Below are 11,438 nucleotides of genomic sequence, written 5' to 3'. Positions count from 1 at the left end.
CAGCGCGCTCCCTACGGTCCGAAAAATTGCAGGACCTAAGTGGAGAGCCGCAACGACATCGCTACTCAGCTCTGCGTGGCCTGCCTTGGTGCCGGCGTGATCACGACAATGGCCGTCGCCCAGGGACAAAGCCCCCTCACCGCCCTTGGCATCACCCTGTTCTCGGGCATTGCGGCGGTGATGGTCGGCCAGGTGCTCTGAAACGGACTGCCATAGGCTGCCGGCGCTGACGCTCCTGGAACCGTGCTCGATCAGCGCCTTGTGCGTGACAACCCCGAAACGATCGCCCAGCAACTAGGGCGGCGAGGGAAGGCTGTTGATCTCACCAAATTGCAGCTGATCGCCCAGCAGCAGCGCGATCTGGAGCAACAACGCAGCAACCTGCAGGCAGAAGGCAACCGGATCGGCAAGGAAGTCGGCCAACGCATCAAGTCGGGCGCTGATCCCAATGGCGACGAGGTCGCCGAACTCCGCCAACAGGGCAATGCCATCAAGCAGAAGGTGGCGGTGCTGGAGGAGGATGAAAAGAAGCTCTCGAGTGAGCTCAAGCAGCAACTGCTGGGATTCCCCAACCTCCCATCAGAGGCCTGCCCTGATGGGCGCAGTGAAGACGACAACATTGAAGTGCGCCGCTGGGGAACCCCCCGTGTTGACGACAACCTCGACGAGCACTGGCAAATCGCGGAACGGCTGCAGCTGTTCGATACCGAACGCTCCGTCCGCATCGCGCAGAGCCGTTTCGTCACGCTGATGGGGCAGGGGGCACGGCTGGAGCGTGGCCTGATCAATTTCATGCTCGACCTCCACACGAGCAAGGGCTACCGAGAAGTGCTGCCCCCGGTGCTGGTGAACAGCGCCAGCCTTACCGGATCAGGACAACTGCCCAAGTTCGCCGAGGAAAGCTTCCGTTGCGCGGAGGACGACCTCTGGCTGACACCAACCGCTGAGGTGCCGGTGACCTCCCTGCACCGGGATGAAATCATCCCGGCAGATCAACTGCCCCTGCGCTACGCCGCTTACAGCCCCTGCTTCCGCCGTGAGGCCGGTAGCTACGGCCGCGACACCCGTGGCCTGATTCGCCTGCACCAGTTCAACAAGGTGGAGCTGTACTGGTTTGTGCACCCCGATCACTCCGAAGAGGCACACCAACAGATAACGGCCGATGCAGAAGCTGTGCTTCAGGCGCTGGAGCTGCCCTATCGGGTCTTGGACCTTTGCACCGCCGACCTCGGCTTCTCCGCCCGCAGGACCTACGACCTCGAGGTCTGGCTGCCGGGGGCGGGGGCCTACCGGGAAATCTCCAGTTGCAGCATCTGTGGCGATTTTCAGGCGCGACGGTCCTCCATCCGCACCAAAGCAGGCAAGGCCACGAAATTGGTTCACACCCTGAATGGCAGTGGCCTAGCCGTTGGCAGAACCATGGCGGCCCTGTTGGAGAACGGACAACAGCCCGACGGCAGCGTCCTGCTGCCCAAATCTCTGGTGCCCTACGTCGGCCGCGAGCGACTCCAGCCAGAATGATCCGACTGGATTCCTGACGGGTATATGAACGTATTGGCAGCCCTTCTGGTCCTAGCCCTGCTGATCGTGGTGCATGAGGCCGGCCATTTCCTCGCTGCAACGCTCCAGGGCATCCGCGTCAGCGGCTTTTCCATTGGTTTTGGCCCGGCCCTGATCAAGAGACAACGTCGTGGGGTGACCTACGCCCTGCGGCTGCTTCCCCTTGGTGGTTTCGTCGCCTTCCCCGACGACGACGAGGAGAGCACGATCCCTGCTGATGATCCGGATCTGCTGCGCAACCGGCCCATCCCCCAGCAAGCCTTGGTGGTTGCTGCAGGGGTGTTGGCCAACCTGGCCTTAGCACTGGTGGTGCTCTTCGCTCAGGCAGCGTTTGTCGGCGTCCCCGCCGCGCCGGATCCGGGGGTCCTGGTGGTTCAGGTGCAACAGGGTGGTGCTGCCGCCCGCTCCGGGCTCCTTGCCGGTGACCAGATCCTCAGCATGAATGCCCAACCCCTTCCCGCAGGACAACGGGGCGTTGAGGCAATGGTGCGGGATGTGAAAGCAGCACCCGAGCAATCCATCCGTTTGGAGCGAAGGCGGGGAGACGAGACGTCTACCGTTGAACTTATCCCCGACGATCAACAGGGCACAGGGAAAATCGGCGCCCAACTCCAGGCCAATATCAGTGGGGAGATGCGATCCGTGCGGAACCCCGGTGAACTGGTGCTCACCACCGGCTCGCAATTCAGCCAAATGCTGCAGCAAACCGTGCAGGGCTACGCCGGCCTCCTGACCAACTTCCGAGCCACGGCGGGGCAGGTGAGTGGCCCAGTGAAGATCGTTGAGATGGGCGCTCAGCTCAGCCAGCAGGGGGGATCAGGGTTGGTGCTCTTCTCAGCCCTGATCTCAATCAATCTGGCGGTGCTCAATTCGCTGCCGCTACCGCTGCTCGACGGCTGGCAGATGATGATGCTTGCGATTCAGTCCGTTCGTGGTCGTCCCGTGTCGGAGCGGATCCAAATGGCCTTCGTGCAATCCGGTTTTCTTCTCCTGGTGGGGCTCACCCTTGTGCTGATCGTGCGTGATACCAGTCAGCTGCCGGTGGTCCAGCAATTGATGGGTCGCTAATGGGGCGAAGCCGCCCATGTATCGTTGACGATTCGTTCACTCGCTGCCCTCAGCTGCATGGCCAAGAAGTCGATGATCGCTCGCGATGTGAAGCGCAAGAAAACGGTTGAGCGCTATGCGGCCAAGCGCGCAGCACTGATGGCAGCCTTCAACGCAGCCGAAGATCCGATGGATCGCTTGGAGATCCATCGCAAGATTCAGGCTCTGCCTCGCAACAGCGCACGCATCCGCGTGCGCAACCGTTGCTGGGCCACCGGCAAGCCCCGCGGCGTATATCGCGATTTCGGTCTCTGCCGTAACCAGCTGCGTGAGCGCGCCCACAAGGGAGAACTGCCAGGCGTGGTCAAGTCCAGCTGGTGATCAACGAGTCGCCAGAGCGTCGTGAGGGGAGGCTTGTCCTCCCCTTTCTTGTGAAGAGCAGCCATGAAATGTCAGACTTGGGATTGACAAAAGGACATAAGACGTCGTGCAAGGACAAACCCAGTCGATCTCCTTTGACGGACGCGAGATTCGACTGACCACCGGGCGCTTCGCCCCACAGGCGGGAGGATCCGTCTTGGTGGAGTGTGGCGACACCTCCGTGCTTGTGACCGCAACCCGTTCGGGCGGTCGAGAAGGCATTGATTTCCTGCCGCTGATCTGCGACTACGAGGAGCGGCTTTATGCAGCTGGCCGCATTCCCGGCAGCTACATGCGTCGTGAGAGCCGCCCACCCGAACGCGCCACGCTTACTGCACGACTGATCGACCGCCCCATGCGGCCGCTGTTCCCAAGCTGGCTGCGCGACGACCTACAGGTGGTAGCCACCTGCCTGTCCCTCGATGAGCGGGTCCCCGCCGATGTTCTGGCGGTGACGGGCGCATCGGTAGCCACGCTGCTTGCGGGCATCCCCTTCAACGGCCCGATGGCAGCCGTGCGGGTGGGTCTGCTGGGGGATGACTTCGTCCTCAACCCGAGTTACCGAGAGATCGAACGGGGTGATCTGGACCTGGTAGTCGCCGGTACCCCCGACGGCGTGGTGATGGTCGAGGCCGGCGCCAACCAGCTGCCCGAGCAGGACGTGATCGAGGCGATCGATTTCGGCTACGAAGCGATCTGCGAACTGATCAAGGCTCAGGAACAGCTGCTCAAGGATCTGGGCATCACCCAGGTGAAGCCGGAGAAGCCGGAAGAAGACAGCACAGTTCCTGCCTATCTCGAGAAGCAGTGCAACAAAGCCATCAGCGCTGTCCTCAGCAAGTTTGATCAGAGCAAGGACGAGCGGGATACAGCCCTGGAAACAGTGAAGGGCGAAGTGTCCGAGACCATCGCAGGTCTCAAGGAAGACCATGCCGTTCGCCAAGCCCTGGCCAGCAGCCCGAAGTTGCTCGGCAACAGCTTCAAGGCGCTGACCAAGAAACTGATGCGTCAGCAGATCCTCAAGGACGGCAAGCGTGTGGATGGACGCGGCCTCGACGAGGTGCGCCAGATCAGCGCCATGGCCGGCGTCCTGCCGCGCCGGGTGCATGGTTCCGGTCTGTTCCAGCGCGGACTCACCCAGGTGCTCTCCACCGCAACGCTGGGCACCCCCAGCGATGCCCAGGAGATGGACGATCTCCATCCCAACACCGAAAAGCTGTACCTGCACCACTACAACTTCCCGCCCTACTCCGTCGGTGAAACCCGCCCGATGCGCTCCCCCGGTCGACGTGAAATCGGCCATGGCGCCCTGGCCGAGCGCGCCATTCTTCCCGTGCTTCCCGAAAAGGACACCTTCCCTTACGTGGTGCGTGTGGTGAGCGAAGTACTCAGCTCCAATGGCTCCACCTCCATGGGTTCCGTCTGCGGCAGCACCCTGTCGCTGATGGATGCCGGTGTGCCGCTGAAGGCCCCGGTGAGTGGCGCTGCCATGGGTCTGATCAAAGAAGGCGATGAGGTGCGGATCCTCACCGACATCCAGGGCATCGAGGACTTCCTCGGCGACATGGACTTCAAGGTGGCCGGCAGCGAAAAGGGCATCACCGCCCTGCAGATGGACATGAAGATCACCGGCCTCTCGGTGAAGACGGTGGCGGAAGCCGTGAACCAAGCGCGTCCGGCGCGGCTCCACATCCTCGAGAAGATGCTCGAGGCGATCGACACCCCTCGGGACAACCTGTCTCCCCATGCCCCACGTCTGCTCAGTTTCCGGATTGATCCTGAGCTGATCGGCACCGTGATCGGCCCCGGTGGACGCACAATCAAGGGCATCACCGAGCGCACCAACACCAAGATCGACATCGAGGACGGCGGCATCGTGACCATCGCCTCCCACGATGGTGCTGCGGCTGAAGAAGCCCAGAAGATCATCGAAGGCCTGACCCGCAAGGTCAATGAAGGCGAGGTGTTCTCCGGTTCGATCACGCGGATCATCCCAATAGGCGCCTTCGTGGAGATCCTTCCTGGTAAGGAAGGCATGATCCACATCTCGCAGCTCTCGGAAGCTCGCGTCGAGAAGGTCGAAGACGTGGTGAAGGTGGGCGACGAGGTGACCGTGCGGGTGCGCGAAATCGACAACCGCGGCCGCATCAACCTCACCCTGCGGGGCGTGCCCCAGGCCGGCGAGGCCTCCGAGGTGGAGCCTCAGCCCACCCCGGTTGCACCTCTGAGCTGATCAGGCCTCAGACCTGAAAGCCGGGATCGATCTCGGCCATGGCCCGCGTCGCACGCTCTCCGAGCTCGGCGTGGGCTTTTCCATGGCTGGCGATCAAACAGCCGGCCTGACGCACATCGCCGGTGTTGTAAGTGAGATCGGCCTGATCGGCATGGGTGAAGCGACCGCCGGCCGCCAGCAGCACAGCCTCCGGAGCAGCCATGTCCCAATCCTTAGGAGCACTCTTACCGGAGAGGGAAACGTAGAGGTCGGTTTCGCCTCTAAGAATCGTGGCCACCTTGAAGCCAACGCTGCCCACTGCTTTCGAACCGCCGAGATTAAGGGCCTCAATCAGCTCAACCAAACGGTCGTCACGGTGGCTGCGGCTGGCCACCAGGATCAGATCTGCAACCTCGGTTCTGTCGCTGAAGCGAACCGGCGACCGCTCACCCTGACGGTCTTCACACCAGGCACCCTCACCAACTATGCCGATCCAAAGCTCATCGGCTTCCGGCAGGAGCACAACACCGATCACCGGCCGCTTGTCGCGCACAAGGGCCAGATGCACGGCGTATTCGCCTGTGCCCTCCAGGAAATCCTTGGTGCCATCAAGGGGATCGAGAATCCAGAGCCACTCCGCCGGCAGCGGTTGGCCCTCTGTGAGCTGCTCCTTCGCGGTCTCCTCACTGAGCAACGTCCAGTCGGCCTTGGGGAACGCGGCGGAAAGCCCGTCCATCAACCACGTGTTAACTGCCAGATCAGCCGCAGAAACGGGGCCCTCTCCGCCTCCATCGACACTCAATGCCTTGGGAAAACCATGCGGGGGCTGCTCGCCGCGGGCATAGGCCCGCAAGATATCGGCGGCTCCCCAACCCAGGCGACGCAGTTCCGTCAGCAGAGCCTCCTGGTTCACGCCAGCGTGGAGAACAGCAGAGCTGGGCATCATGATCAACAGAGGCGCTCGCCATTGTGATGCAGCGGGATGAACCAAGCGGCGGCAGCCTTTATCTGGTGGGCACTCCCATTGGTCACCTGGGAGACCTGTCGCCACGAGCCCGCGATTTGCTCCGCAGCGTGGATGTAATCGCCTGCGAAGACACCCGCCACAGCGGACAGCTGCTTAGCAGTCTTGGAGCAGGCGGCCGCAAGCTGTCCTTTCATCAGCACAACACCCGCACACGCTTACCCCAACTGCTGGATCTGCTGGGGAATGGGCTAAGCCTGGCGGTGATCAGTGATGCCGGGCTGCCGGGCATCAGCGACCCCGGTGAAGAGCTGGTGGCCGCCGCGCACCAAGCCGGGCATCCCGTGATCTGCATCCCTGGTCCCTGCGCCGCTACCACAGCTCTGGTGAGCAGCGGCTTACCCAGTGGACGCTTCTGCTTCGAAGGATTCCTACCGACCAAAGGCAAGGAACGGCGGGCACGCCTGGACGCCATCAGCCAAGAACCCCGCACCACCGTTTTATACGAAGCGCCACACCGCCTGATCACTCTGCTCGAGGAACTTCACCACCATTGCGGAGGAGACCGTCCCCTGCAGGTAGCACGGGAACTCACCAAACGCCACGAAGAACAGGTGGGGCAGACGGTGGACAGTGCCTTGCTGCACTTTCAACAGCATCCCCCCCAAGGGGAATGCACGGTTGTGCTGGGGGGAGCACCGCTGGAGAAATCGGAAGAACCCAACGACGATGACCTGCTCAGGCAGCTGCAGGGGTTGCAGGACGAAGGTGCAAGCGCCAGCGACGCTGCACGGCAATTGGCCCAAACCACAGGGCTGTCCAGACGACGGCTGTATGCCCTCTTGCACCAGGCCACGTCAAACTGAGCCCGTCGATGGTTGTGCCATGTTGATTCGCCTTCGTCTTCTGCTGATCAGCTTTGGCGGTGGCTTGCTGCTGATGCTGCTGCTCTGCCTCGGAGCGCAGAACCTTCAGGATCGCCACACGCTCCAGCTCGGGGGACAGCGGTCGGTGCCTCTCCCCACGGGTTTTCTCGTAGGAATTGCTCTGGTTATCGGCGTGATCAGTGGCGGAACCGCTACGGCCGTGTTGCTTCCCGATCAACGCGATCGCTTCGAGTAAGAACGATCAGCTCCGGTGATCAGGAATCCAACGCAATCAAGGTTCCATCCAACACCAAGCGAGTGATGCCCCGGGCCAGCAGGAAACTGCTAGTGCGCTGAAAAACAGCCATGTCGGGAACCTTGATCACCCGTTGACTGCGCCCGCACTGGCGCTTAGCCGCGCGGGGGCTGACAAACAGGTACAACCCTTGTCGTTCCTGCTCGGCATCGTCGAGGAGGCCCAACTCGGGGAACTCCTTGAGGGGGCGGGCATCCAGCTCGACCACCTTGTCGACCAGCATGTAAGCGCTGTCGGGAAGCAGGTCGACACTGAACGGTTGGGCTTGATTCAGAGGGCGATCACTGAGGTCTCCTACGCCTAGAAGGGGAACAAGCTCCGTGAACGTTTCAGCGCCAGCGTTGTCATCGTCGTCAGCCAGCTCCTCATCAGGGTCCTCGCCGAAGTCATCCGCGTCATCGAGGGCCAAACTGCTGTCGTCGTCCTTAAGAGAGTCAGCCTGAGGTTCTTCAGTCGGAGTGACGGCTACCGGGGGAGAGGCGAGAGACCCTTTTTGCCGGCTGGCCTTCAGTGCGGCGTAGGCATCAGCGGGCAGCAGTGCTTTCACCGTGCGGCTGACGGTGTTGGGACTGCACCCAAAGGCCTCAGCCAAAGCAACAGTTGACTCGCCGGCCTTGTAACGACCGACCAGATCCTGCTTCTCGCTGTCGCTGAGACGACGCGGGGCCATGGATGCCGATCAATAGCCCATCACCTTAGGCGGCACAAGGCTTCCATATCCAGCCTGCCCTAAAGCAGCCTGCCAAAATGTGGTCGCTTGCTCCCTTAGCTCAGCTGGATAGAGCAACTGCCTTCTAAGCAGTCGGTCGATGGTTCGAATCCATCAGGGGGCGTCAGTTGAAGCAAGGGGTTTCAGCGAAAGCTGAGCCCCTTGCTTCTTGGTTGATACTTTCTGTGGCCCAAACTGTGGCCCAAACCGCCCTATCGTTGGGTTGCTTCAGAAGCTGGATGCCCCAGCGGCTTTCACTGGTTGATGGGCCATGGCAAGAGCCACCTCAGCAGAGTCCGCCGAGCGAGTCGACCAACTCCAGGGAATGATCTTGGCGGGGCAGCCCAATACCGCTTGTCTCACTTTTGCGAGACAAGCGTGGGGGGTCTCCAGAGCGCAGAGCTACCGGCTTCTGAAGAAGGCATGGGCGCAGATCAAGGACGACATCGATGAGAGCGGCATCGACCGGCAGGAGCTGCTGTCCTGGTCGATCCAAACGTTGATGGCCGCGGCTGGACAGGCGATGCAGCAGAAGAACCCGGGCGCCGTGGTGAGCGCCATCCGCCAGCTCGATCACATGACCGGCACCGGATACAACTCCCACCGCGGTTACGGCATCAACAGACGCAAATGCTGAACAAGCTCCTCATTTGATCGATGACTCAGCACGCAAAAGCCCCGAAGTAGTCGGGGCTTTCACTGACCTTGGACGGGTAATTAGTTATAGATCCACTCAACACAAGTATGTGTAGATCGATTCAAAAGATACTTTTCGAAGTAGCCAAGGGGCCATCTCCTCTTTCGCTAGCCCAGCGAAAAAGAAGAGTACATTGGCCCGTCGATCCCGTCCAAGGACGACTTAGGAATCTTGACCGAAGGTATTCATATTGGGCGTGATAAATATTTTCAATTGATGTGGCATCCAGCACAAATTATTCTCGCTTATGAAGCCTTAGGGTCGACTTAGCCGAAGATTCCAAGAAATTGCTTGATACAGTACGCTTTCTTGCTTATGGCCCATATTTTACTCAAGTTAACCAATTACCTCACATTCTTTAGTTAATTTTGGATGAACTCGATTTCATTAATATTTAGATTGCTTTTAGTGCTTTATTGAAGGTGGTTGAGCCTAATTGGGATTATTTCGTCCATGCACCCTTGGAAGAAGGTGTAGTCCGCTTTGAAACCAAAACCGAGCGTGCACTTTATGCAAGGGTTGTTGCCTCGGAAGCGAACTGGATGGAATCTCAAAGTTGTGAACGTCTCATCGCTTACTTGAGAGCAAGGCAAGATTTGGAGTCTTTTCGACAAGGGTGTAAAGACAAGGAAAGTTAGTTCTATAAGTCTAGATATTGTCAAATGTATATCTTCTAACTTGCAAAGCTACTAATGCGTATGCTTCGTCTTTTATTTTTTGGTGATTTACAGGAAGCTTATTGATGTCCAATGAAGTGCGTGATTGGCTTTTGCGTACGATTAAGATGTGCTTTTCTTATTGACCAACAGCGTGCAATATCTTTTGGTTCAAGGCAGGGTATAGTTCGACATAGTTATCTTGATTTTAGAAATTAATGTGTAGCAAATTTCTCTTGCTATGCATCAAGACTTCACCGCTATTGCCCTTCTCCTTTTTACTGCATTACCGCTCTTGTGCGTTGCCGCAGGGGCGTTCTTCTATGTTAAGAGTAACGAGCGGAAGACACCGCTCAAGAGGGAAGATTTTTATCGGTAAATCTATAGCATAAGGGTTCTTGGGTTAGTGGTGACTGATCCTTTGAATAAGCCACGTCGACTGAGTTGGTAATTCTGGTCAAAGATAGTTGTTGGAGGACAATAGAAAATAACTAATTATTATCACTGCGATTTCATGTCATTTGGGGTGTCTGCGCTGCTCGGAGTTGTGAAATCTGGCTAAGGAATGATTCTTAGGTCTTAGACCTTCAGGTGCTGCCTGCCTCCAGTTAGATAACGCTGAACTGACTTCTCCCGGTCAGAAGAGAAGCCAGCTTTCTTGTCAGCGCCCAATGACCACGGCTCGCCATTGGATGGAGGCTTGGGGACTCCGAAGACATAATCACTTTTTCGTTGAGTGATCTCTCTTCAGATGAGGCAATGCCGGAGTCCAAATGATTCGCTGAAATGTTTCGAGGTGCAGGAGGTTGCTCATACGCTGTGTATGCCGGCACTTCAGACCCTTGGGACGATGTGAGTCACGAGGTCAGCATTGACCCAGTTGGTGACGTGATTATCCACATATGTCACCTGGAAAAACTTTGGAACCTTTGGATTTTTGGCGCTGCCAATAACGTTAATGACGTCAGCCATGCGCCAGGTCTTGTCAGTGTTCCGGATTATCACTGCCATTCCCGCTTTGACATGGAGAAAGACCGGATCTGGTTTGGGCGTTGAGGCGCCACTTGCATGATCAATTGACATACACCTTTTCAAGTAGATCTCTACTGCTTCTGGCAGTTAGACGAGTTGCAGCTGCCTATGAAATAACGCTGATCTGACTCCCCGCTCGCCAGAGAGGGAGCCAGGTCGCTCCAGCGCCCAATGGCTAAGTGCAAACCATTGGATGGATGTCCATACAAGTGGACGTCCGTACACATAATCGCCCCTGCCAAGGTTCAGTCCGATACAGATGAGTCAGTGGCAGTGGCCAAATAAGTCGTCGAAGAAAGTCAAAACGCTGAACTGACTCCCCCGGTTGCGAATGAAGGAGTCAGCTTCTGATCAGCGCCCAATGGTTAAAACAAAAAAACCATTGGATGGAAGGCTCATCCGACTGAAGCTTCCGAAGAAACAATCGCCCCTGTTGTGGGCTGCGTTCTTTCAGATGAGGCGACAGCGGCAACCAAATGAGTCGTCGAAACCAGTCAAAACGCTGATCTGACTCCCCGCATCGTCAGAGAGGGAGTCAGTGGTGTTATCAGCGCCCAATGGTCATCACTCCATTGGATGGAGGCTGTGCTGCGCTCCAGTCAAACTATCGCCTCGGCAGGCATCGTGTGCCGTCCCAATGGGGCTAAAGCGGCGTCCAAATGATTCGCTGAAATGTTTCGACGACTGAAAACGCTGAACTGACTCTTCTGGTTGAGGAGAGGAGTCAGGCCGTCACTTGCTATGTCAACGCCGGACTGGATAAGCGTAGACACACACAGCGTCCAATGGAAATTGCCCCTCCATTGGATGGAAGATCCATGCGACTGAACTTCCGTAGACACCATCGCTCCTGCTGGGGGTTCAGTGCAGTTCAGATGAGGCAGTGGCAGTAACTAAATGAGGCACACCAATGTTGTGGCAAGCGAAGACTCTGAACCGACTCCTCCTCTGAAACACAG

At 58.3% G+C, this 11,438-nt stretch carries 11 protein-coding genes and 1 tRNA gene; 9 read left to right on the top strand and 3 right to left on the bottom strand.

Annotated elements, in window-relative coordinates; genetic code table 11:
- Positions 1-39: 39 nt before the first annotated feature.
- The 5 genes from FZZ85_RS08100 (at position 40) to FZZ85_RS08080 (ending at position 5,260) form a co-directional block, all read left to right on the top strand.
- Complete coding sequence (locus tag FZZ85_RS08100; protein ID WP_006852120.1) at positions 40-201, top strand: hypothetical protein; 162 nt, start codon at positions 40-42, stop codon at positions 199-201.
- A gap of 42 nt (positions 202-243) precedes the next feature.
- Positions 244-1,521: a serine--tRNA ligase gene (gene serS / locus FZZ85_RS08095; RefSeq protein ID WP_226413959.1), complete on the top strand. Its 1,278-nt coding sequence runs from the start codon at positions 244-246 to the stop codon at positions 1,519-1,521.
- A 24-nt stretch (positions 1,522-1,545) separates the two neighbouring features.
- Positions 1,546-2,628: an RIP metalloprotease RseP gene (gene rseP, locus FZZ85_RS08090; protein WP_226413957.1), complete on the top strand. Its 1,083-nt coding sequence runs from the start codon at positions 1,546-1,548 to the stop codon at positions 2,626-2,628.
- A 57-nt stretch (positions 2,629-2,685) separates the two neighbouring features.
- Positions 2,686-2,988 carry a 30S ribosomal protein S14 gene (gene rpsN / locus FZZ85_RS08085; protein WP_011363576.1) on the top strand — a complete coding sequence of 101 codons (303 nt, stop codon included), beginning with the start codon at positions 2,686-2,688 and terminating at the stop codon, positions 2,986-2,988.
- Positions 2,989-3,094: 106 nt separating this feature from the next.
- Complete coding sequence (locus FZZ85_RS08080; RefSeq protein WP_226413955.1) at positions 3,095-5,260, top strand: polyribonucleotide nucleotidyltransferase; 2,166 nt, start codon at positions 3,095-3,097, stop codon at positions 5,258-5,260.
- Between the two features lie 7 nt (positions 5,261-5,267).
- Here FZZ85_RS08080 and FZZ85_RS08075 read toward each other — a convergent pair whose 3' ends face one another.
- On the bottom strand, positions 5,268-6,185 hold the full coding sequence (locus FZZ85_RS08075; protein WP_226414131.1) for a 3'(2'),5'-bisphosphate nucleotidase CysQ: 918 nt from the start codon (positions 6,183-6,185) through the stop codon (positions 5,268-5,270).
- Between the two features lie 26 nt (positions 6,186-6,211).
- On the opposite strand from FZZ85_RS08075, the gene rsmI reads away from it, so the two are divergent.
- Both rsmI and FZZ85_RS08065 read left to right on the top strand, forming a co-directional pair.
- Positions 6,212-7,069 carry a 16S rRNA (cytidine(1402)-2'-O)-methyltransferase gene (gene rsmI, locus FZZ85_RS08070; protein ID WP_226413953.1) on the top strand — a complete coding sequence of 286 codons (858 nt, stop codon included), beginning with the start codon at positions 6,212-6,214 and terminating at the stop codon, positions 7,067-7,069.
- Positions 7,070-7,088: 19 nt separating this feature from the next.
- A complete protein-coding gene (locus FZZ85_RS08065) occupies positions 7,089-7,325 on the top strand; it encodes a hypothetical protein (protein ID WP_226413951.1) in 237 nt (78 codons plus the stop codon).
- A gap of 19 nt (positions 7,326-7,344) precedes the next feature.
- Here FZZ85_RS08065 and FZZ85_RS08060 read toward each other — a convergent pair whose 3' ends face one another.
- Positions 7,345-8,055, bottom strand: a complete 711-nt coding sequence (locus FZZ85_RS08060) for a helix-turn-helix domain-containing protein (protein ID WP_226413949.1) — start codon at positions 8,053-8,055, stop codon at positions 7,345-7,347.
- An 89-nt stretch (positions 8,056-8,144) separates the two neighbouring features.
- On the opposite strand from FZZ85_RS08060, the gene FZZ85_RS08055 reads away from it, so the two are divergent.
- Positions 8,145-8,218, top strand: a tRNA-Arg gene (locus tag FZZ85_RS08055).
- A gap of 147 nt (positions 8,219-8,365) precedes the next feature.
- Entirely contained in the window at positions 8,366-8,731 is a 366-nt protein-coding gene (locus FZZ85_RS08050; protein ID WP_226413947.1) for a hypothetical protein, read from the top strand.
- A 1,550-nt stretch (positions 8,732-10,281) separates the two neighbouring features.
- On the opposite strand, the gene FZZ85_RS08045 is transcribed toward FZZ85_RS08050, so the two are convergent.
- Complete coding sequence (locus FZZ85_RS08045) at positions 10,282-10,530, bottom strand: DUF3104 domain-containing protein (RefSeq protein ID WP_226413945.1); 249 nt, start codon at positions 10,528-10,530, stop codon at positions 10,282-10,284.
- Positions 10,531-11,438 lie beyond the last annotated feature (908 nt).

The sequence above is a fragment of the Synechococcus sp. MU1642 genome (assembly GCF_020514115.1).
Lineage (GTDB): Bacteria > Cyanobacteriota > Cyanobacteriia > PCC-6307 > Cyanobiaceae > Parasynechococcus.
This window is presented reverse-complemented; position numbering and strand designations above follow the sequence as displayed.

What these genes read in the sequence shown, in the direction of transcription:
- rseP (WP_226413957.1), top strand. Translation starts at nt 1,546, where the DNA reads ATGAACGTATTGGCAGCCCTTCTGGTCCTAGCCCTGCTGATCGTGGTG.
- rpsN (WP_011363576.1), top strand. Translation starts at nt 2,686, where the DNA reads ATGGCCAAGAAGTCGATGATCGCTCGCGATGTGAAGCGCAAGAAAACG.
- FZZ85_RS08075 (WP_226414131.1), bottom strand. Translation starts at nt 6,185, where the DNA reads ATGATGCCCAGCTCTGCTGTTCTCCACGCTGGCGTGAACCAGGAGGCT.
- rsmI (WP_226413953.1), top strand. Translation starts at nt 6,212, where the DNA reads ATGCAGCGGGATGAACCAAGCGGCGGCAGCCTTTATCTGGTGGGCACT.
- FZZ85_RS08065 (WP_226413951.1), top strand. Translation starts at nt 7,089, where the DNA reads ATGTTGATTCGCCTTCGTCTTCTGCTGATCAGCTTTGGCGGTGGCTTG.
- FZZ85_RS08060 (WP_226413949.1), bottom strand. Translation starts at nt 8,055, where the DNA reads ATGGCCCCGCGTCGTCTCAGCGACAGCGAGAAGCAGGATCTGGTCGGT.
- FZZ85_RS08050 (WP_226413947.1), top strand. Translation starts at nt 8,366, where the DNA reads ATGGCAAGAGCCACCTCAGCAGAGTCCGCCGAGCGAGTCGACCAACTC.
- FZZ85_RS08045 (WP_226413945.1), bottom strand. Translation starts at nt 10,530, where the DNA reads ATGTCAATTGATCATGCAAGTGGCGCCTCAACGCCCAAACCAGATCCG.